The organism is Cellulomonas sp. GTC20042, assembly GCF_055389595.1.
The window spans coordinates 3,748,806-3,767,239 of sequence record NZ_AP043678.1 but is presented as its reverse complement, the minus strand read 5'-3'; the positions used below and the strand labels follow the sequence as shown (position 1 = coordinate 3,767,239).

The 18,434-nt window shown below is 75.9% G+C and carries 21 protein-coding genes and 1 riboswitch; of the genes, 12 read left to right on the top strand and 9 right to left on the bottom strand.

The genetic code is table 11. The annotated features are described in order from the left end of the window. The first annotated feature begins 284 nt into the window (after positions 1 to 284). The 8 genes from ACZ5HG_RS17435 (at position 285) to ACZ5HG_RS17400 (ending at position 6,719) form a co-directional block, all read left to right on the top strand. Positions 285 to 1,007 (top strand): FMN-binding negative transcriptional regulator, encoded by a 723-nt coding sequence (locus tag ACZ5HG_RS17435; RefSeq protein ID WP_464178666.1) that lies wholly within the window; start codon positions 285 to 287, stop codon positions 1,005 to 1,007. Positions 1,008 to 1,069: 62 nt separating this feature from the next. Beyond that, a complete protein-coding gene (locus ACZ5HG_RS17430; RefSeq protein ID WP_464178664.1) occupies positions 1,070 to 2,569 on the top strand; it encodes an amidohydrolase in 1,500 nt (499 codons plus the stop codon). Positions 2,570 to 2,919: 350 nt separating this feature from the next. Beyond that, positions 2,920 to 3,357: a hypothetical protein gene (locus tag ACZ5HG_RS17425; protein WP_464178662.1), complete on the top strand. Its 438-nt coding sequence runs from the start codon at positions 2,920 to 2,922 to the stop codon at positions 3,355 to 3,357. Between the two features lie 86 nt (positions 3,358 to 3,443). Further along, positions 3,444 to 3,710, top strand: a complete 267-nt coding sequence (gene purS, locus ACZ5HG_RS17420; protein ID WP_464178660.1) for a phosphoribosylformylglycinamidine synthase subunit PurS — start codon at positions 3,444 to 3,446, stop codon at positions 3,708 to 3,710. Further along, complete coding sequence (gene purQ / locus ACZ5HG_RS17415) at positions 3,710 to 4,405, top strand: phosphoribosylformylglycinamidine synthase subunit PurQ (protein WP_464178658.1); 696 nt, start codon at positions 3,710 to 3,712, stop codon at positions 4,403 to 4,405. Before purS ends, purQ begins: the two co-directional genes overlap by 1 nt. Before the next feature lie 50 nt (positions 4,406 to 4,455). Further along, the gene (locus ACZ5HG_RS17410; RefSeq protein ID WP_464178656.1) at positions 4,456 to 5,412 is read left to right on the top strand and encodes a GNAT family N-acetyltransferase; all 957 of its coding nucleotides are present in this window, start codon (positions 4,456 to 4,458) and stop codon (positions 5,410 to 5,412) included. 109 nt (positions 5,413 to 5,521) lie between these two features. Next, positions 5,522 to 5,866, top strand: coding sequence for a hypothetical protein (locus ACZ5HG_RS17405; RefSeq protein ID WP_464178654.1), 345 nt, complete (start codon positions 5,522 to 5,524; stop codon positions 5,864 to 5,866). A gap of 190 nt (positions 5,867 to 6,056) precedes the next feature. Then, positions 6,057 to 6,719 (top strand): hypothetical protein, encoded by a 663-nt coding sequence (locus tag ACZ5HG_RS17400; protein ID WP_464178651.1) that lies wholly within the window; start codon positions 6,057 to 6,059, stop codon positions 6,717 to 6,719. 58 nt (positions 6,720 to 6,777) lie between these two features. Here the strand turns inward: ACZ5HG_RS17400 and ACZ5HG_RS17395 are convergent, their stop codons facing one another. Genes ACZ5HG_RS17395 through ACZ5HG_RS17385 form a run of 3 tightly spaced genes read right to left on the bottom strand, consistent with a single transcriptional unit; the run spans position 6,778 to position 8,680 of the window. Continuing rightward, positions 6,778 to 8,049 carry an O-succinylhomoserine sulfhydrylase gene (locus tag ACZ5HG_RS17395; protein ID WP_464178649.1) on the bottom strand — a complete coding sequence of 424 codons (1,272 nt, stop codon included), beginning with the start codon at positions 8,047 to 8,049 and terminating at the stop codon, positions 6,778 to 6,780. Continuing rightward, positions 8,046 to 8,474 (bottom strand): rhodanese-like domain-containing protein, encoded by a 429-nt coding sequence (locus ACZ5HG_RS17390; protein WP_464178647.1) that lies wholly within the window; start codon positions 8,472 to 8,474, stop codon positions 8,046 to 8,048. The genes ACZ5HG_RS17395 and ACZ5HG_RS17390 overlap by 4 nt, the downstream gene beginning before the upstream one ends. Continuing rightward, positions 8,471 to 8,680 carry a DUF1737 domain-containing protein gene (locus tag ACZ5HG_RS17385; RefSeq protein ID WP_464178645.1) on the bottom strand — a complete coding sequence of 70 codons (210 nt, stop codon included), beginning with the start codon at positions 8,678 to 8,680 and terminating at the stop codon, positions 8,471 to 8,473. The genes ACZ5HG_RS17390 and ACZ5HG_RS17385 overlap by 4 nt, the downstream gene beginning before the upstream one ends. 222 nt (positions 8,681 to 8,902) lie before the next feature. Then, positions 8,903 to 9,018: riboswitch (SAM riboswitch) on the top strand. Positions 9,019 to 9,062: 44 nt separating this feature from the next. Here ACZ5HG_RS17385 and ACZ5HG_RS17380 point away from each other — a divergent pair. Continuing rightward, the gene (locus ACZ5HG_RS17380) at positions 9,063 to 10,475 is read left to right on the top strand and encodes an aminotransferase class V-fold PLP-dependent enzyme (protein WP_464178643.1); all 1,413 of its coding nucleotides are present in this window, start codon (positions 9,063 to 9,065) and stop codon (positions 10,473 to 10,475) included. Between the two features lie 37 nt (positions 10,476 to 10,512). On the opposite strand, the gene ACZ5HG_RS17375 is transcribed toward ACZ5HG_RS17380, so the two are convergent. Next, positions 10,513 to 10,734, bottom strand: coding sequence for a hypothetical protein (locus tag ACZ5HG_RS17375; RefSeq protein ID WP_464178641.1), 222 nt, complete (start codon positions 10,732 to 10,734; stop codon positions 10,513 to 10,515). 145 nt (positions 10,735 to 10,879) lie between these two features. Here ACZ5HG_RS17375 and ACZ5HG_RS17370 point away from each other — a divergent pair, with 145 nt between their 5' ends. Together ACZ5HG_RS17370 and ACZ5HG_RS17365 are read left to right on the top strand one after the other, a co-directional pair. After that, positions 10,880 to 11,215 carry a hypothetical protein gene (locus tag ACZ5HG_RS17370; RefSeq protein ID WP_464178639.1) on the top strand — a complete coding sequence of 112 codons (336 nt, stop codon included), beginning with the start codon at positions 10,880 to 10,882 and terminating at the stop codon, positions 11,213 to 11,215. Beyond that, positions 11,212 to 11,985, top strand: coding sequence for a type II toxin-antitoxin system RelE family toxin (locus ACZ5HG_RS17365; RefSeq protein WP_464178637.1), 774 nt, complete (start codon positions 11,212 to 11,214; stop codon positions 11,983 to 11,985). Before ACZ5HG_RS17370 ends, ACZ5HG_RS17365 begins: the two co-directional genes overlap by 4 nt. Before the next feature lie 6 nt (positions 11,986 to 11,991). Here the strand turns inward: ACZ5HG_RS17365 and ACZ5HG_RS17360 are convergent, their stop codons facing one another. Further along, complete coding sequence (locus tag ACZ5HG_RS17360) at positions 11,992 to 12,618, bottom strand: pentapeptide repeat-containing protein (RefSeq protein WP_464178634.1); 627 nt, start codon at positions 12,616 to 12,618, stop codon at positions 11,992 to 11,994. A 50-nt stretch (positions 12,619 to 12,668) separates the two neighbouring features. On the opposite strand from ACZ5HG_RS17360, the gene ACZ5HG_RS17355 reads away from it, so the two are divergent. Next, entirely contained in the window at positions 12,669 to 13,241 is a 573-nt protein-coding gene (locus ACZ5HG_RS17355; protein WP_464178632.1) for a GNAT family N-acetyltransferase, read from the top strand. Between the two features lie 4 nt (positions 13,242 to 13,245). Here ACZ5HG_RS17355 and ACZ5HG_RS17350 read toward each other — a convergent pair whose 3' ends face one another. From ACZ5HG_RS17350 to ACZ5HG_RS17335, 4 genes are all read right to left on the bottom strand, one after another. After that, positions 13,246 to 14,766: an AAA family ATPase gene (locus tag ACZ5HG_RS17350; protein ID WP_464178630.1), complete on the bottom strand. Its 1,521-nt coding sequence runs from the start codon at positions 14,764 to 14,766 to the stop codon at positions 13,246 to 13,248. A gap of 66 nt (positions 14,767 to 14,832) precedes the next feature. Further along, positions 14,833 to 15,744 (bottom strand): MaoC family dehydratase, encoded by a 912-nt coding sequence (locus ACZ5HG_RS17345; RefSeq protein WP_464178628.1) that lies wholly within the window; start codon positions 15,742 to 15,744, stop codon positions 14,833 to 14,835. Beyond that, positions 15,741 to 17,102 (bottom strand): 3-oxoacyl-ACP reductase, encoded by a 1,362-nt coding sequence (locus ACZ5HG_RS17340; protein WP_464178626.1) that lies wholly within the window; start codon positions 17,100 to 17,102, stop codon positions 15,741 to 15,743. The genes ACZ5HG_RS17345 and ACZ5HG_RS17340 overlap by 4 nt, the downstream gene beginning before the upstream one ends. Beyond that, positions 17,099 to 18,427 (bottom strand): acetyl-CoA C-acetyltransferase, encoded by a 1,329-nt coding sequence (locus ACZ5HG_RS17335; RefSeq protein ID WP_464178624.1) that lies wholly within the window; start codon positions 18,425 to 18,427, stop codon positions 17,099 to 17,101. Before ACZ5HG_RS17335 ends, ACZ5HG_RS17340 begins: the two co-directional genes overlap by 4 nt. Positions 18,428 to 18,434: the final 7 nt, after the last annotated feature.

Sequence of the window (18,434 nt, the reverse complement as noted above, 5' to 3'; positions counted from 1 at the left end):
CCGCGGCTCGCGGGCGGGGCCGCAACGGTGCGCAAGGGGGAGGTGCGACGACGGGTGTGCTCGGCAGGCTGCGGGCGGGGGTGGTGCCCGGGGCGTGCGGTGCTCGGCAGGTCGGCGCCCGGGGGAGCGGCGACCGGTCGGCCCGGCGTGCACCCATAGGACGACCCGGCGCCCGGCCAGGTCAATAGCCTGACTGCTGAAAGTTCAGCAGGAAATGAATCTTTTACCTGACGGTCACACGTCCGGGGTGCTGCGGCGACGGTGCCCGGTGGTTCGATGGGCCGGTGATCCACACGACCGACTACGTGCTGACCGACGAGTCACGGGTGCGCGCCCTGGTGCGGGAGCACGGCTGGGCCACCCTCGTCTCGGTGACCGACGACGGTCCCGTCGTCTCGCACGTGCCGATCCTGCTCGACGAGACCACCGCAGGGGAAGAGGTGCCGACGGATCGGGAGCCGCGGCCCCGGCGCGACCGGCACGGCCTGCCCGACCGGTTCACCGTCCCCGCCGCCCCCTTCGAGGTGCTCACCCACCTGGGCCGCCCGGACGACCTGCTGCACCAGATCGGCTCCGGCCGCGAGGCGCTGCTGGTGGTCGAGGGCCCCTACGGCTACGTCTCGCCCGGCTGGTACGGCTACGCGCCTGCCGTGCCGACCTGGAACTACGTCGCCGTGCACCTGTACGGCACCGTCGAGGCGATGGACCCCGAGGAGTCCTACGCGGTGATGGCCGCCACGGTCGACCACTACGAGGCGCCGATGCCCGACCCGGTGCGGATGCCCGACCCCGAGGTCGCCGGGTACGCCCGCCGGATCGCCCCCGGCGCGGTCGGCCTGCGGTTCCGGGTGGACCGCTGGCAGGGCAAGGCCAAGCTCAGCCAGGACAAGCCCCGCGCGGTCGCCGAGCGGGTCGCCCGCGCGCTGGACGACGACCCCCACTACGCCCAGCCCGCGCTCGCCGCCGAGATGCGCGCCGAGCTGGACCGTCGGCCCGACTGGGCCTGACCGGCGCCCGGGTCTGGACGCCCGGGCCGGGCGAGGGCCACCCTGACCTGCATCGTCACCTCATGAACGGAGCCGCCGTGCGCACCGCGCCCCTCGTCCTGACCCGAGCCCGCCTGGTCGGGGCCGCCCGCACCGTGGACGTGCTGCTGCGCGACGGCCGGGTGCACGCGGTGGGACCGGGGGTCGCGCGGACCGCCGGTGCCGGCGTCGAGCAGGTCGACCTCGAGGGGCGCACCGTGATCCCCGGGCTGTGGGACGCGCACGTGCACCTCACGCAGTGGGCGCTCGCCCGGCAGCGGCTCGACGTGTCGTCTGCGGGATCGGCCGCCGAGGCGGTGCGCCTGGTGCTCGACCGGCTGGCCGCCCGCCCGCTCGCCCCCGGTGCCGCCCTGGTCGGCTACGGATTCCGCGACGGCCTGTGGCCCGACGTGCCCACCGCCGCCCTGCTGGACGCCGCCGTCGGCGACACCCCGGTGATCCTGGTGTCCGGCGACCTGCACTGCGCCTGGTTCAGCACCGCCGGCCTGCGGTACGCCGGGGTGCCCGCACACCCGACCGGGCTGCTGCGCGAGGCCGAGTGGCTGCCGCTGACCGCCGTGGTGGACCACGTGGCCGACGAGGTCGCCGACGGGTGGGTCGCCGAGGCCGCGCAGGCCGCCGCCGCACGCGGGGTGGTCGGCGTGCTCGACCTGGAGATCACCGAGAACCTCACCCCGTGGCGCCGCCGGATCGCCGCCGGCTTCGACGCGCTGCGCATCCGCGCGGGGGTCTGGGAGCCGTACCTGGACAAGGTCTTCGCCGAGGACCTGCGCACCGGCGACGTGCTGGTCGGCACGCACGGGCTGCTGGAGCAGGGGCCGCTCAAGGTGGTGACCGACGGCTCGCTCAACACCCGCACCGCCTACTGCCACGACCCGTACCCCGGCATGACCGGCTCCGGAGCGCACGGCGTGCTCTCCGTACCGCCGGAGCACCTGGTCCCGCTGATGACCCACGCCCACCGCAAGGGCCTGCGCTGCGCGATCCACGCGATCGGCGACCACGCCAACACCCTCGCGCTCGACGCCTTCGAGGCCAGCGGCGCGCAGGGCACCATCGAGCACGCCCAGCTGCTCACCGACCAGGACGTCGCCCGCTTCGCCGCCCTCGGCGTCACCGCCTCCGTGCAGCCCGAGCACGCCATGGACGACCGCGACGTGGCCGACCGGCACTGGGCCGGCCGCACCGACCGCGCCTTCCCCTACGCGTCCCTGGCCGCCGCCGGGGTGCGCCTGGTGCTCGGCTCGGACGCCCCGGTGGCACCGCTGGACCCCTGGGTGGCGATCGACGCCGGCGTGACCCGCGTGCGCGACGGGCGCGAGGCCTGGCACCCCGAGCAGCGCCTCGACCTGCTCACCGCCCTGCGCGCCTCCACCGACGGCCAGCCGCTCACCCTCGCCGTGGGCGCCCCCGCCGACCTCGCCGTCCTCGACGCCGACCCCCTCACCACCACGGCCCCCCTGCGCGAGATGCCCGTGGCCGCCACCCTCCTCGCCGCCCGCTGGACCCACCGAACCATCTGACCCCAGAACTGACCCCTCCCTCCCTCCCCGCTTCCCCCTTCCCCGCGAGGTCGGTGGTTCTGCACGAGGTCGGTGGTGCTGCGCCGCATGAACGCGCACGAACCACCGACCTCGTGAGCCGTGCCCGTCCCGGCGAACCCTGGCGGCCCTGACCGATCCGCGCCCGGGACCACACTGGCGGTCCCGCCCTGCTGACCGGTGTCCGAGGGGTGGACGTGCAGGTCACCCGTCCGGAGGCGCCCGAGCGGCGGCGGTCGCGACCCGTCCGGGTGTCCACGGGCTGGTCCTGGGTGGTACCACCCAGCGAACACCCCCCGACCAGCCCTGACGCTCGTACCGTCCCGTCATCTATGACTGATGACCTCGCCGTCCGCGTGGAGCGCGGCATCGCCGGGCACACCACCCTCGGCTACCACCCCCGCGACGGACGCCCCGTCGCGTGCTGGATCGTCCACCCCACCGCGCACGGTCCCGGCGCCCGCGCGCGCCTCGACCGGTTCACCGCCGCCCTCGGGCTCGCGCAGCACACCGCTGCGACCCTCACCGACGTCGCGCCCTACCGGGCCACCGTCACCGCCGCCGGCGGCTGGGCGACCCTCTGGGTCGAGGACGAGACCGAGGTGGTCTCCCCGCACGACGACCACTGGCTCGCGGCGCTGCTCGCCCGGGGCTGGGCGATGGTGGTCGTCGGCTACTCGACGCGCCTGGCGGAGGCGGACAACTCCACGATCGAGGGCTACCTCACCAGCGGCCGGTCGGCGCACGTCGGCATCGTGCGGGTCCCCTGAGAGCGGTCCGGGCCGGGCGTCGGAGGGGGCCGGACTTGTCGGTAGGCTGAGCCCATCCCCACCGCCGCGAACCAGGGAGCACCCCCGTGGGACGAGTCGTCGTCGATGTGATGCCCAAGCCGGAGATCCTCGATCCGCAGGGCAAGGCCGTGGCCGGGGCGCTGCCCCGTCTCGGGTTCGGGCAGTTCACCTCCGTCCGCCAGGGCAAGCGCTTCGAGCTCGAGGTCGACGGGCCGGTGACCGCCGAGGTGCTGGCCGCCGCCGCCGAGGCCGCCGTGCAGGTGCTCTCGAACCCGGTGATCGAGGACGTCGTGCGCGTCGCCGAGGACACCGCCGTCGCGGACCCCGCCTGATGACGCGCATCGGGGTCGTCACCTTCCCCGGCACGCTGGACGACCGGGACGCCGCGCGCGCGGTGCGCCTGGCCGGTGCCGAGCCGGTCGCGCTGTGGCACGCCGACGCCGACCTGCACGGGGTGGACGCCGTCGTGCTGCCGGGCGGCTTCTCCTACGGCGACTACCTGCGCGCCGGGGCGATCAGCCGGTTCGCGCCCGTGATGGGCGAGGTCGTCGAGGCCGCGGGCAAGGGTCTGCCGGTGCTCGGCATCTGCAACGGCTTCCAGATCCTCACCGAGGCGCACCTGCTGCCCGGGTCGATGATCAAGAACGACCACCTGCACTTCGTCTGCCGCGAGCAGGAGCTGCGGGTGGAGAACGCCGGCACCGCCTGGACCCGCGACTACACCGTGGGCGAGAGCATCACGATCCCGCTGAAGAACCAGGACGGCCAGTACGTCGCCGACGAGCGCACGCTGGACGAGCTGGAGGGCGAGGGCCGGGTGGTCTTCCGCTACCAGGGCTGGAACCCGAACGGCTCGCGCCGCGGGATCGCCGGGATCACCAACGCCGCGGGCAACGTGGTCGGCCTCATGCCGCACCCCGAGCACGCCGTCGAGGCGGGCTTCGGCCCGGACGGCGCGCAGGGCCCGCGGACCGGCACGGACGGGCTGCGCTTCTTCACCTCGGTGATGCGCGCGCTGGTGTCCTGACCGGCGCCGCCGACCTCGTCGAGGTCGCGTGGGAGCACCCGGACGCCCGGATGCTCCGCGAGGCCCAGCAGGTCGAGCTGCGCGCCCGCTACGGCGACGACGGCACCCCCGAGCCGCCGCTCGCGCAGGTGCTGACCACGCTGCTGGTGCGGGTGGACGGCGTTCCGGTCGCCTGCGGGTCGCTGCGGGACGTCGCCGCCGAGCAGGGCGCGGGCGTCGCGGAGGTCAAGCGGGTGTTCGTCGCCCCCGGCCACCGCGGCACCGGCCTGGCGCGCACGGTCATGCACGCCCTGCACGAGGGCGCCCGCACGCGAGGGCTGCGCCGGCTGGTGCTGGAGACCGGGTTGCAGCAGCCGGAGGCGATCGGGCTGTACCTGTCGCTCGGCTACGCCTCGGTGCCGAACTACGGCGAGTGGGCGGGCGTCACCGACTCCCGCTGCTTCGCGCTCGACCTCGTGACGGCGCCGGCACCCGCCGCGCCCGCGCCCGCGCGTGACCCGCGGCCGGTCGAGATCGCCCTCGTGCCCTTCGCCGATCCCGAGGCGGCCGCGCTGCGGACCCGGATGTACACCGAGGCGCTCGACCTGTACCCCGAGGTGCACGCGGCCGTCGAGACCCGTGGCGGCTTCGCGGTGGTGGACGCGGCCCTCGGCCCGGGGATGCTCGCCACGGCGCTCGCCCGGGTCGACGGTCGTGCGGTGGGCTGCGCGAGCCTGGGCCGCCCGCACGGGCTGAGCACCGGCGACCCGGCCCGCACCGGCGAGCTGCGCCGCGTCTACGCCGCCGGCGAGGTGCGCCGCCTGGGGGTGGCGTCCGCGCTGGTCCGCGCGTTGGAGGACCACGCCGTCACGCTCGGGCTGGACACCGTCGTGCTGGAGACCGGCATCCGGCAGCCCGCCGCCGTCGCCCTGTACCGGTCCCTCGGCTACCGCCCGGTCCTGCCCTTCGGCGACTGGCGCGGCGACCCGCTGGGCCTCTACCTCGGCCGGGACCTCGCCGTCCGCTGAGACGGATTTCACCCACGAGTCGCCCGTGCGGGGGACGTCCGCGCGCCACTCTGGTGACGAACCCGCCCCGATGCCCGCACCACGGGCACCCAGGACGAGGGGAGGAAGAGTGCCGTACGGGGATCTGCCGCGGATCAACGCGCTCGACGGGGTCACGCTGGCGCGGGTGCGGATCGTCGTGATGCACTCGCCGCGGACCGTCGAGCTGCCGCCCTCCGACGCCGGACCGGGCGAGCGGGCGTCGATGTGGGCGGTCACCCTGACCGACATCCAGGGCACCGCCCTCGGGCGCGAGCACGTCACCGTGCCGGACTTCCCCACGCCGCTGGGCGAGATCGTGCGGCTGCACCTCGATCTGGTCGGGCTGCGCGTCGAGGGCCACTGGGTCACCGACCTGGGGCACGACGACCTGCCCCGGCACGCCGCCCGCGTGGTCCGCACCGAGGACCGCTGACCTGGTGCGCCGGGTACCGGGGTGCGTGTCTCTCACCTGGTGGACGGTCGCTGGTGGCGGCCGCGCGCCGGCGGCTAGGGTGCTCGCGTGTTCCTGAGCCGGGTCTGTTGTCGCTGAGCTGACGACCTCGCGCGCCTGCGGCCGGACGGCCCTCGCCGCGCACCCGCTCCACCTCCGAGGAACTCCTGCCATGGCTCAGCCCGTGCTGGACCGCGTGCCCGCGGTCGCCACCCGTCACGTCCCCGCCGCCCCGCACCGCGTCGTGCGCGCTGCCGTCGTCCGCCCCGCCCCCGTGCCGCGCCCGGTCGCGCCGGTCGCCGAGGCCCCGTCCGCACCGTCCACCGCGCGTCCGGTGCCCGCCGCCGACCTGCCGGTCGCCCGCACCGCCACCGTCCACGTGCGCACCCCCGACTACGGCGTGCGCACCGTCGAGTTCCGCCCCGGCTCCGAGTCGGCCGTCACGCTCGCCGCCGCCCGCGCCGACGTGATCCGGCTGGGCTTCTCCGTGGTGGTGCCCTCGGTCGGCGCGCTGGCCCGCGTGGTCGCCCTGGTCGAGGAGGAGATCCTCGCCGCCGGCCGTGATCGCGCCGAGGTGCGGGTGCTGCTCGACGTGGACGTGGTGCTCGCCGCCGACGAGCGCACCGCCCGCCGCAAGCGCTCGCACCTCGAGTACCTGGACGCCCTCGCGGGCCTGTCCTGGTCGCCGGCCGCGACGCGGGTGGTCACCACCCCCGACCGGCTGGCCGCGGAGGTGCACGAGCTCGCCGAGCGCACCGGGGTCGACGGGGTGGTGCTGCACCCGCTCGCCGGCGGGGACGAGGCCGACGCGCGGGTGCGGGCGCTGGTGGCCTGAGAGCTGCCGGTGCGCGGCGGCCCGCCGGGGGACGGGCGCCGCGCACCGGTCGGACGCGTCAGCCCGCCGCGGCGGCCCCCGCCGCGAACGCCCGGTCCAGGTCCTCCAGCAGGTCCGCCGGGTCCTCCAGGCCGACCGACAGCCGCACCGTGGACTCCGCGATCCCCACCGCCGCGCGCCCGGCTGGCCCGAGCTTGCGGTGCGTGGTGGTGGCGGGGTGCGTGACCAGGGACTTCGCGTCGCCGAGGTTGTTCGAGATGTCGATCACCCGCAGCGCGTCGAGCACGGCGAACGTGCGGCGCTTGTCCTCCTCGGGGGTGGAGCCCTCCGGCGTGGCGAGCGTGAGGGTGACGACGGTGCCGCCGCCGGTCTGCTGCGCGAGCGCGAGCGCGTGCTGCGGGTGCGAGGGCAGGTACGGGTAGCGGACCGCCGCCACCGCGGGGTGCTGCTCGAGGCGGGTCGCGACGGCCAGCGCCGAGGCGGTCTGGTGCCGGACGCGCAGCGACAGCGTCTCCAGGCCCTTGAGCAGCACCCAGGCGTTGAACGCCGACAGCGAGGGGCCGGTGTTGCGGATCAGGGTCTGCACCGGCCCGTGCACGAAGGCGTCGGTGCCGAGGATCGCCCCGCCGAGCACACGGCCCTGCCCGTCGATGTGCTTGGTCGCGGAGTACACGACCACGTCGGCGCCGTGCTCCAGCGGACGGGAGAGCACCGGGGTCGCGAAGACGTTGTCCACCACGACGACGGCCCCGGCGGCGTGCGCGAGCCGGCTGACCGTGGCGATGTCGACCAGGTCCTGCATGGGGTTGGACGGCGTCTCGAAGAAGACCACGTCGGCCGGGGTCGACAGGGCCTCCTCCCACTGCGACGGCACATGGCCGTCCACGTGGTCGGTGCGGACGCCCCAGCGCGCGAGGATCTCGTCGAAGATCACGATCGACGAGCCGAACAGCGCCCGCGCCGCGACCACGCGTGAGCCCTGACCCACCAGCGCGGCGAGGGCGGTGAACACCGCGGACATGCCGGAGGCGGTGGCGTAGCAGGCCTCGGCGCCCTCCAGCAGGCGGAGCCGCTCCTCGAAGGTGGACACCGTCGGGTTCCCGTAGCGGGAGTACAGGAACCTGTCGGCCTCGCCCGCGAACGCCGCCTCGGCCTCCGCCGCGTGGTCGTAGACGTAGCCCTGGGTGAGGAACAGCGCCTCGGAGGTCTCCTGGAACGGCGTGCGGACCTGCCCGCCGCGCACGGCGAGGGTGTCCGGGCGCAGGCCGCCCGGCAGCCGGTGGTCGTCCCAGTCGGCCGGACCGGCGACCCGGGCGTCCGCGCCGCTCACGCCTCCCGCCAGGGCAGGCCGTCCGCGCGCCAGCCCACGTGACCACGTCGACCGTCCGGGCCGACGTCACCCTCGAAACCGGTGAGCACGTTGTACGAGGGGCCGATCCCCGCGGCGGTCGCCGTGGTCGCCGCCGCCACCGAGCGCACGCCCGAGCGGCAGAGGAACACCACCGGCCGGTCGCTGCCGGGGCCGGCGCCCAGCGCGGCGAGCGCGTCCAGGAAGGCCGGGTTGCGGCGGCCGAAGCCGTCCACCCACTCCACGAACGCGGCACGGTCGTCGCCGGGCAGGTCACCCGCGTCCGGCACGCCGATCGTCTGCCACTCGCCCTCGGTCCGGACGTCGACCAGCAGCGCGGTCGGGTCCTCGGCCAGCAGGTCCCACGCCTCCTGCGGGGTCAGGTCGCCCGCGTACCCGGCGCTCACAGCGGCCTCACGGTGCCGGTGGCGGACGCGGGCAGGACCACGGCCTGCGCGACGATCACGCGCTCGCCGTCGAAGGTCGCCGCCGGTCCGCCGTACAGCTCGTAGCCCTCGTCCAGCGCGGCGCTGACGCGGGCGCAGAAGGCGTGGTCGTCCGGTCCGGTGAGCAGCCGGTAGCGCAGCCGCTCGTCGGTGGGGGTGCTGGTCATGTCGTCCTCTCCTCCATCGGATCTGGCGGAAGCACCCGGCGCCGGGCCGTGCTCGGTGAGGAGCGCGGGTCCCGCGGGTTGCTGCGGCGTCGACGAGCCAGATCTCTCGGCCGCTCTGGATGGTGCGGCGATGCTACGACATCCCCGCTGGTGGATCGACGGGCGTCCCGGCTCGCGGACGGGTGTTGACACCCCGCGCGGGGTCGTCGCATCGTGGGGGCAGGTCATGAGTGCCAGCGCGTAGCCCCGGCTTGCTGGTCGGCAACCCTCCCTCCGCGGCGGGGTGCCCCGGGTGACGACCTGGCCGTCCGCCGTTCGGTGGCCGGCAAGCGCGGGGTCGCCCGGTCCATCGGGCACCCCTTGTCAGCACAGGGGATCCATCATGTCCACGCTCGCCCCCGCCTGCGTCCCGCAGGCCGCCGTCCGCACCGCCACCCGCCCGGCCGGTCCCGTCGCCCTGCTGCCGGTGGTCGGCGCCGACACCACCGTGCCGCTGGTCGACGGCAGCAGCCGCACCTACGCCAACCTCGACGTCGCCGCCTCCGCGCCCGCCCTGCGCCGGGTGGCCGACCGGGTGACCGAGGTGCTGCCGCTCTACGCCTCCGTGCACCGCGGCGCCGGGTACCTGTCGCAGGTGTCCACCGCGCTCTACGAGGCCTCCCGCCGCACGGTGGCCGCCTTCGTCGGTGCCCGTGAGGACGACGTCGCCGTGATCGTCCGGAACACCACCGACGCGGTGAACCTGCTGGCCGGCTGCGTGCCCGCGGGCGGACGGGTGCTGGTGCTGGACGTCGAGCACCACGCCAACCTGCTGCCCTGGGTGCGCTCGACCGAGGGCACCGATCGCCGGGCCACCGTGCTCGCCGCCGCGCCGACCGTCGCCGGCACCCTGGACGCGCTGCGCACCGAGCTCGCCCGCACCCCGTACGCGCTGCTCGCGATCACCGGCGCCTCCAACGTCACCGGTGAGGCGCTGCCGGTCGACGCCGTGGTGCGGATCGCGCACGCCGCGGGCTGCCGGGTGCTGGTCGACGGCGCGCAGCTGGTCCCGCACCGCGGCTTCTCGCTCGCGGCGACCGACGCCGACTACGTCGCGTTCTCCGGGCACAAGGCCTACGCCCCGTTCGGTGCGGGCGCCCTGGTCGGCCGGCGGGACTGGCTGGACGCCGGCACCCCGTACCTGGCCGGTGGCGGCGCCGTGCGCGACGTCCGCACCGACCGCACGCTCTGGCAGCCCGCGCCCGCGCGCCACGAGGCCGGCTCCCCGAACGTGCTCGGCGCCGTCGCCCTCGCCGAGGCGTGCGACGCGCTGGCCGCCCTGCCCGCCGGAGCGCTGGAGGCCCACGAGCAGACCCTGCGCGACCGGCTGCTCGACGGCCTGGCGACCGTGCCCGGTGTGCGCGTGCTGCGGCTGTGGCCCGACTCCGCGGACCCGGTGGGCGTCGTCTCCTTCACCGTCGGCGAGCACGACCCCGGCCTGGTCGCCGCGGTGCTGTCCGCCGAGCACGGCATCGGCGTGCGGGACGGCCGGTTCTGCGCGCACCCGCTGCTCGCGCACCTCGGCGTCACCGGCGGGGCGGTCCGCGCCTCGATCGGCGTCGGCACCGACGCGGAGCAGGTGGACCGCCTGGTCGACGCCCTCACCGCCTTCGTCGCGGACGGCCCCCGGGCGCGCTACGAGGTGGTGGACGGCTGCTGGGCGGTGGCCGACGACACCCGCCCGCTGCCGACGGTCGCCGGGATCGACACCATCGCGGCCACCGCGGCGGCGGCCTGCGGGCCGGCGGTGGACTGACCCCGCACGTGCCCGGGCGTGCGTCGGCCGGGTCGGGTCAGGAGCGGGAGCGCCAGGCCCGGCGCGCCAGCGTGAAGCCGACCACGCTCGCGGCTGCGCACAGCACTGCCGCCGGCACCGACTCGTGCTCGGCGAGCAGCGAGATCGCCACGACCACCAGCAGCGCCGAGAGCACCAGCCAGACGGCGGTGACCTGCCGTGCCCCCGGGCGCGGGGTGCGCCGGATCTGCTCGGGCGCGGTGCCGGTGGTGTCGCTCACGGTGGCCTGACCTCCTCGGGTGCGGCCGCCGGCTGCGGTGCCACGGCTCGCTCGCCACCCTGCCACAGGTGGGGCGGGGCGCGGTGGGACGATCGGCCGACCGATCGGTCCTGCAACACTGCACAGCCGTGTGTAGTGTTGCAGGATGGTGATCGAGCAGACCGTCCGCATGCCCGTCTCCGTGGCCGCCCGCAAGGGGGTGTCTGCGGTCGCGGCGGCAGCTGCCGACCGCCGGGTGGTCCTCACCAGCCTCGGTCGCCCGGTGGCCGTGGTGGACTCTGCGGCGCGCACCGACGAGACCGCGCGGCTGCTCCGCGAGATGGAGCGTGAGGTGATCGACGGCTTCGCCACCGCCGCGCTGGTCGCCGGGCCGACTCGCTCGCTCGCCGACGTCTGCGCCCGGCTCGGCCTCGACCCGGACGCGGTGCGGGCGCGTGCCGAGGCCCTCGCCGCCGGGGCGTCGCACGGGCCCGCCGCATGAGAGCAGGCGGCCGGTTGCCCGGTGACCAGGCGGAGATCGTCTACTCCGACGTGTTCGTGGAGCAGCTCGCCGCGCTGCCGGAGCAGGACCGGGTCGAGGTGCTGGCGGCGACCGTCGCGCTCTGCGCCGAGCCGGCGGGCACGCACGCGCTCGGCACCCGGTCGGGATCACGCGCGCTGGTCGGCTGGAACACCCTCGCGGTGCTGCGGCGCGAGCAGCGGGTGGTCTACCGCGTCGACGAGGCCGGGGCGAGCATCGCCGTCCTCTGCCTCGGGCCGCGCCGGGACGGCGAGGTGTACGACACCGCGGTCGCGCTGATCTGGTCCGGCCTGCTCACCGAGGAGCAGGTGACCCAGGTGTGGGACGCCCTCGCGTTCTTCGAGGTGCTGGCCGAGGATCTCGGCCTCGACGGCTGGGACTACCGACCGGAGCCTGCCCCCGAGGGCATGCGGCGCGCCGCCGTCGCCGCCGGCCTGCTCGAGGAGACGCTCGCCGCCCTGCTCGCCTCGGACGAGATCACCGCCGCGCTGGAGCACGGCTGGGGGCCGGAGGGCGCCGACCCGGACCGGGCCCTGCGCGCCGCGATGCACCGGGCGCGCGGGGGCGGCGGCTTCGACTCCGCCGCGTGGACCGAACGGGCCGAGGGGGCGCAGGCCCGCGGGATCGTGCTGTCCCGCGCCGACCCCCGGTGCGAGGTGCTGCTGCCCCGCGCCCTGGCGATCTGCATCCGGCGTGCCGACCACCCCGGGCCGCACCGGGCACGGCCCTGACCGGCCTCACCGCACGGTCAGCCCCAGGTGCTCGGCCAGCGCCCCGGCCAGGTCCAGCAGCTGCTGCTCGCTGATCGTGGCGCCCTTCAGCCCGGCGGTGCCGTCGATCCCGCGCAGGTCCGCCCCGCGCAGGTCGACGTCGCGCAGCTGGGCACGGGTGACGTCGAGGCGGCCGACCCGGCAGTCGGTGAGCGTGACGCGCGCCGCCCGGGCGCCGGCGAGGTCGAGGTCGCCGATCGTCACGCCGATCATCCGGACCTCGTGCAGGCGGGTGTCGCGCAGGTTGAGGTAGTCGATCTTGCCGCCCTCGATCGTCACGCGGTCCCAGGTGGAGCCGTAGGCCTCGACGGCGCCGAGCCGGTCGTCGCGCAGGGTGACGTCCTGCCAGCGGGCGGAGCGGGCGCGCAGCACCCCGGCGCGGCAGTCGGCGACGGTGGTGTCCACGACGTGCGCGTGGTCGAGGCCGGTGCCGTCCAGGTCGCAGCCGCGCAGCAGGCACTCGATCAGCCGCGCGGACCCGGCGTCGTCGCCGGTCAGGTCCAGACCGTCGAGCAGCAGGCGGTCGTAGTCGCCCTCGGGCTCCAGCCGTCCGGTCCAGCGGTCCAGGGCGTCCTCGGGGGGTGTGGTGCTCATGCCGGTCAGCCTGCCACCCGCCACCGACGCCGACGTGCCACCATCGGCGGGTGCAGCACGACATCACCCTGAGCGGTCACGGAGTCCGGCTGGTCCCGCTGGCGGAGGAGCACGCGGCGGCGCTCGCGGCCTTCACCGACGACGCGCTGTGGCGGGGGATGAGCCAGCCGACGCCGCAGGGCGAGGCGGGGATGCGCGAGGTGGTGGCCGCCGCGCACGCCGCGCCGGGACGGTACGCCTTCGCGGTGCTGGACGCCGAGGGCGCGGTGGTCGGCAGCACGTCCTTCTACGACCACGAGCCCCGGCAGCAGCGCGTCGAGATCGGCTTCACGTTCACCGACCGGCGGGTGTGGGGCACGCACGTGAACCCGGCCTGCAAGCACCTGCTGCTGCGGCACGCCTTCGAGGAGTGGGGCATGCAGCGGGTCGCGCTGCGGGCCGACGCGCGCAACACCCGGTCGATCGGCGCGATCCTGCGGCTGGGTGCCACCGCCGAGGGCGTGCTGCGCAGCCACCGGGTCGCCCCCGACGGCAGCCGGGGCGACACCGCGTACTTCTCGGTGCTGGCCGACGAGTGGCCCCGCGTCCGCGACGGCCTGCTGGTCCGGTTGGGCGCGGACTGAGCGCTCAGTCCGCGGGGACCGTGCGGGTCGAGGCCCAGGCGCGCAGCCGGGCGACCGGCTCGGCCATCACCGCCGACAGCGGCCGGGTCGCGCGGACCTCCGCGAGCACGTCCACCAGCCCGGGCGGCCGGTCGCCGTCGTGCGCGGCGTAGGTGGCGGAGACGACCGCCTGCTCGATCTCGGCGCCGGAGAACCCGTCGGTGGCGAGCACGACGTCCGGCACGAGGGCCGGGTCGAGCAGCACCCCGCGTCGCCCGGCGTGGATCCGCAGGATCTCCGCCCGCACCGCCGGTGCCGGCAGATCCACGAAGAAGATCTCGTCGAAGCGGCCCTTGCGCACCAGCTCCGGCGGCAGCGCCGAGATGTCGTTGGCGGTCGCGACCACCAGCACGGTCGCGTGCGGCTCGGCGAGCCAGGTCAGCAGCGTGCCGAGCAGCCGGCGTCCGGGACCCGCGTCGTCCGAGCCGGAGGCGACGGCCTTCTCGATCTCGTCGATCCACAGCACGCACGGCGCCATCGCCTCCGCGGTGCTCAGACTGTCGCGCAGCCGGCGCTCGGACTCGCCGACGTACTTGTCGTGCGTGGCGGCCAGGTCGAGGCGCAGCAGCGGGACGCCGAGCACGTGGGCGGCGGCCTTGGCGACCACGCTCTTGCCGCAGCCCTGCACGCCGAGCATGAGCAGGCCGCGCGGCGGGTCGAGGTGTGGGGCGCTGCCGTCGAAGGCCGGTGCCCGGCGGGACAGCCACTGCTTGAGGCGGCCCATCCCGGCGACCTGGTCCAGCGGCACGGTGTCGAGCTCGTAGGACAGCACGCCGTCCTTGGCGAGCAGCGCGTGCTTGGCGCGGGTGACGGCGGGGACGTCGCTCGGCAGCAGCGCACCGTCGTCGAACACCGCCGCCCGGGCCAGCCGCTCGGCGTCCGACAGGGACAGCCCGGCCAGGTTCTCCACCAGCAGGTCGGCGGCGCGGGCGTCCACCTGGGCGGCCCGTCCGGTCTCGGTCAGCCACTCGTGCACCACCCGGTCCACCAGCGCCCGGCGCTCCGCGCGGTCCGGGAACGCCACCGGGTAGCGCGCGGCCAGGTGCTCCAGCTCGTCCGGGAGGTCGACGGCGTGGCTGACCAGCACCAGCGTGCGCCGGGTCGGTGCCAGGGCGATGTCCTTGACCAGCCGCACGGTCACCGGGTCGTCCAGGTAGGGGTGCAGGTCGAGCAGCACGTAGATCCCGGGCAGCCCGCCCTCCAGGATCCCGCGCAGCAGGTCGACCGGTGCGGCTGAGGTGCGCTGCGAGGTGCCGAGGTCGATGTCGCGACGCCGCAGGCCCTCGGTGACCTTCCAGGTGAACACCGGGGCGCCGTCGCCGTCCGGGTAGAGCACGGGGCCGCCGAACGGGGACGGCGGGGTCGCGCGGGCGGCGGGACGCGCCGCCAGCACCAGGTCGACCGCCCGCGCCTCGTCGGTGGTCTCCAGCACCACCAGCGGCACCCGGCTGCGCAGCAGCGTCGCGAGGTCCTGCGCGGTGGTCACCCGCCGCAACCTACCGGGCGCCGGTGAGCAGGGTGGGGTGGGCCGGGCGGGGACCACCCGGTCGGGTCAGCGCGGTCGCACCGACCCCGTGACGTGCACCTTCCCCCGCATCGCGTCCCACAGCGCGAGGTCGAAGCCGTCGTCGGCCCGTGCCACCCGCGCCACCGGCCGCGACGGCAGCAGCACCGGTGCGGCGAACTCGACCTGCCAGGTGAACGCGTCGCCCCGCGCAGCCCCGACCCCGGCGAGCAGACGGGCGGCGGTGTGCATGCCGTGCGCGATGGCCCGGGGGAAGCCGAACGCCCTGGCGGAGAGCGCGGACAGGTGGATCGGGTTCACGTCGCCGGAGACCGCGGCGTACCGGCGGCCGGTGCCGGCGTCGAGGTGCCAGCCGGCGGTGGGGACGAGCGCGGCGGGATCGATCCGCGGGCCCCGGTCGGAGGACGCGGCGGGGTCGGCGCCGATCCCGGGGGCGAGGTAGGTCGACACCCCGCGCCAGGCGACCTCGCCCTCGGCGCGCACCTCGGCGACCAGCTCGAAGCGGGTGCCCCGGGGGTGCGGGCGCAGGTCACGGGTCCAGGTGCGCACGTCCAGCGCCTCACCCAGGCGCAGCGGCCGGACCTGCTCGACGCGGTTGGCCAGGTGCACGACGCCGAGGGCGGGGACCGGAAAGTCGGCCCGGGTCATCAGCGCGATCCCGAGCGGGAAGGTCAGCACGTGCACGAACCCGGCGGGCAGCACATCGGTGCCGGGCTCGCCGAGCAGGTGCTGGTAGGCGGTGAGCCGGGCGGGATCGGGGCGCAGCCCGCGCAGCAGGTAGGTGACCTCGGGCAGCGCCGCCGGGCCGTCGGGGTGTCCGCGCCGCAGCACCCGGCCTGCCGCCGCACCGGCCCCGGACGCCGCCGTGCGCGCGTACAGCCCTCCGAGCGCGGGGGAGGCGTCGAGCAGCACCTCCACCCGGTCGGCGACGGCGGTCATCGGCCCACCATCGCCTGGCCGCACACCCGCAGCACCTGCCCGGTGATCCCGCCGGCGGCCGGCGACGCGAGGAAGGCCACCGCCTCGGCCACGTCCACCGGCAGGCCGCCCTGCTGCAAGGACGACAGCCGCCGCGCCACCTGCCGGGTCAGCGCCGGCATCCGCGCGGTCATCTCGGTCTCGATGAACCCGGGGGCCACCGCGTTGGCGGTGCCGCCGAAGGCCGCGAGCAGCGGTGCGGTGGCGCGGACCATGCCGATCACCCCGCCCTTGGACGCGCCGTAGTTCGTCTGCCCGCGGTTGCCGGCGATCCCGGAGGTCGAGGCGAGCGCGACGATCCGGGGGGCGTCGGTGAAGTCGCCGGAGGTGAGCAGCGCCTCGTTGATCCGCAGCTGGGCGGCGATGTTCACCGCGATCACCGACTGCCAGCGATCGGGGGTCATGTTGGCGAGCAGCTTGTCCCGGGTGATCCCGGCGTTGTGCACCACGACGTCCAGGTGGCCGTGCCGGGCGAGCACGTGCTCGAGGATCCGATCCCCGGCGTCCGGCGCGGTCACGTCGACCTGGAGCGCCGTGCCGTGCACCCGGTTGGCCACCGCGGTCAGCGCCTCCCCGGCGGCGGGCACGTCCACCGCGACCACGGTGGCGCCGTCCCGGGCCAGGGTCTCGGCGATGGCCTCGCCGATCCCGCGTGCGGCACCGGTGACCACGGCCACCCGGCCGGTGAGGGGCTGGTCCCAGTCCTCCGGCAGCGTGCCGGCGGCGGAGTCCACCGGGAGCAGCTGGCCGTCCACGTAGGCGGAGCGCGCGGAGAGCAGGAAGCGCAGGGAGCCGAGCACCGCCGGAGCGGTCACCGGCACGCCGTCCGCGACCACGACACCGTTGCCGGTGGCGCCGTGCCGCAGCTCCTTGGCGAGCGAGCGCAGCATCCCGTCCACGCCCTGCCGGGCGGCGGCGAGCGCGGGGGCGTCGTCGGCGGAGGCGGGCCGGGAGACGGTGACCACCCGGCCGCCGGGGGCCAGCGCGCGCAGGGTAGGCGCGAGGGCGAGCACCGGGCCGGCGAGGTCGTCGGGGTGCGTCACCTCGGTCAGCGCGAGCACGACGGCGGCGAAGCGGGTGCCCTCGTCGGCGTGCCGACGGACGTCCAGGTCCCAGCCCTTGCGCTCGGGCGAGGTGCCGGACAGGTGCTGGGCCAGCGCGTCGGCGTCGGCGCCGTGCCCGATCACCAGCACCGGGCCGTCGAGCAGCGGATCGCCCGGGTGGTGGCGGTGCAGGCGCGACGGCCGGGGCAGCCCGAGCCGCTTGGCGATCTGCGCGGTGACCCCGCCGTTGACCAGGTCGAGGTACGTGTCGGTCATGCCGCCTCCAGGATCGCGGCGACGCCGAGGCCCCCGGCGGCGCAGACGGACACCAGCGCACGGACCGGACGGTCCTCGCCGGCGGCCAGCAGCTCGGCACGACGCCGGTGCAGCTGCTTGGCGATGGTCGCGACGATCCGCCCGCCGGTGGCGGCGAACGGGTGGCCGGCGGCGAGCGAGGAGCCGAGCACGTTGAGGCGCTCGCGGTCGACGGTGCCCAGCGCGTCGTCCAGGCCGAGCCGCTCGACGCAGAACTCCTTGTCCTCCCACGCCGCCAGGTGGCTGAGCACGGTGGCGGCGAAGGCCTCGTGGATCTCCACGTAGTCCAGGTCGCCGAGCGCGAGGCCCTGCCGGGCGAGCAGCCGGGGCACCGCGAACGCGGGCGCCATCAGCAGCCCGTCCTCGCCGTGCACGAAGTCCACCGCGGCGGTCTCGGCGTCCACCACCGACGCCCACGGGGTCAGGCCGTGCTCGGCGGCCCACTCCGGCGACCCGAGCAGCACCGTCGAGGCGCCGTCGGTGAGCGGGGTGGAGTTGCCGGCGGTCATGGTCGCCGGGGTGCCGAGGCGGGTGCCGAACACCGGCTTGAGCGTGGCGAGCTTCTCGATCGAGGTGTCCGCACGGAGGTTGGCGTCGCGGGTCAGCCCCCGGTAGCCGGTGACCAGGTCGTCGAAGAACCCGCTGTCCCACGCCGCCGCGAGCCGCTGGTGGCTGGCGAGCGCGATCTCGTCCTGCGCCTGCCGGGTGATCCCCCACTGCGCGGTGGTGAGCGCCTGGTGCTCGCCCATCGACAGACCGGTGCGCGGCTCGTCGGTGCGCGGGGTGGCCGGGGCCAGGTCGCCGGGTCGGAACCGGGTGGCGGCCTTGAGCCGCTGCGGGACGGTCCTCGCGCTCGACAGGGCGATGAGGGTGCGGCGCAGGCCCTCGCTGACCGCGATCGGCACGTCGGAGGCGGTGTCCACCCCGCCGGCGATCCCGGACTCGACCTGGCCGAGCCGGATCTTGTTCGCGACCGAGACCACCGCCTCGAGCCCGGTCGCGCAGGCCTGCTGGAGGTCGTAGGCGGGGGTCTGCGCGGACAGCGGCGAGCCGAGCACGGCCTCGCGGGTGAGGTTGAAGTCGCGGCTGTGCTTGAGCACCGCGCCCGCGACGACCTCGCCCAGGCGCTCGCCCTGGAGGCCGTGCCGGGCGACCAGGCCGTCGAGGGCGGCGGTGAGCATGTCCTCGTTGCCGGAGCGGGCGTAGGCACCGCCGGCCCGGGCGAACGGGATCCGGTTGCCGCCCAGCACGTACGCGCGCCGGGTCTCGGGGGTGGGGGTCGTCATCAGGTCC

Bases quoted from the DNA above. Each gene is read 5' to 3' on its own strand.
- ACZ5HG_RS17400 (WP_464178651.1), top strand. From the start codon at position 6,057: ATGGCTCAGCCCGTGCTGGACCGCGTGCCCGCGGTCGCCACCCGTCAC.
- ACZ5HG_RS17340 (WP_464178626.1), bottom strand. From the start codon at position 17,102: ATGACCGACACGTACCTCGACCTGGTCAACGGCGGGGTCACCGCGCAG.
- ACZ5HG_RS17345 (WP_464178628.1), bottom strand. From the start codon at position 15,744: ATGACCGCCGTCGCCGACCGGGTGGAGGTGCTGCTCGACGCCTCCCCC.
- purQ (WP_464178658.1), top strand. From the start codon at position 3,710: ATGACGCGCATCGGGGTCGTCACCTTCCCCGGCACGCTGGACGACCGG.
- ACZ5HG_RS17410 (WP_464178656.1), top strand. From the start codon at position 4,456: ATGCTCCGCGAGGCCCAGCAGGTCGAGCTGCGCGCCCGCTACGGCGAC.
- ACZ5HG_RS17360 (WP_464178634.1), bottom strand. From the start codon at position 12,618: ATGAGCACCACACCCCCCGAGGACGCCCTGGACCGCTGGACCGGACGG.
- ACZ5HG_RS17430 (WP_464178664.1), top strand. From the start codon at position 1,070: ATGAACGGAGCCGCCGTGCGCACCGCGCCCCTCGTCCTGACCCGAGCC.
- ACZ5HG_RS17380 (WP_464178643.1), top strand. From the start codon at position 9,063: ATGTCCACGCTCGCCCCCGCCTGCGTCCCGCAGGCCGCCGTCCGCACC.
- ACZ5HG_RS17425 (WP_464178662.1), top strand. From the start codon at position 2,920: ATGACTGATGACCTCGCCGTCCGCGTGGAGCGCGGCATCGCCGGGCAC.
- ACZ5HG_RS17370 (WP_464178639.1), top strand. From the start codon at position 10,880: ATGGTGATCGAGCAGACCGTCCGCATGCCCGTCTCCGTGGCCGCCCGC.
- ACZ5HG_RS17365 (WP_464178637.1), top strand. From the start codon at position 11,212: ATGAGAGCAGGCGGCCGGTTGCCCGGTGACCAGGCGGAGATCGTCTAC.
- ACZ5HG_RS17385 (WP_464178645.1), bottom strand. From the start codon at position 8,680: ATGACCAGCACCCCCACCGACGAGCGGCTGCGCTACCGGCTGCTCACC.
- ACZ5HG_RS17335 (WP_464178624.1), bottom strand. From the start codon at position 18,427: ATGACGACCCCCACCCCCGAGACCCGGCGCGCGTACGTGCTGGGCGGC.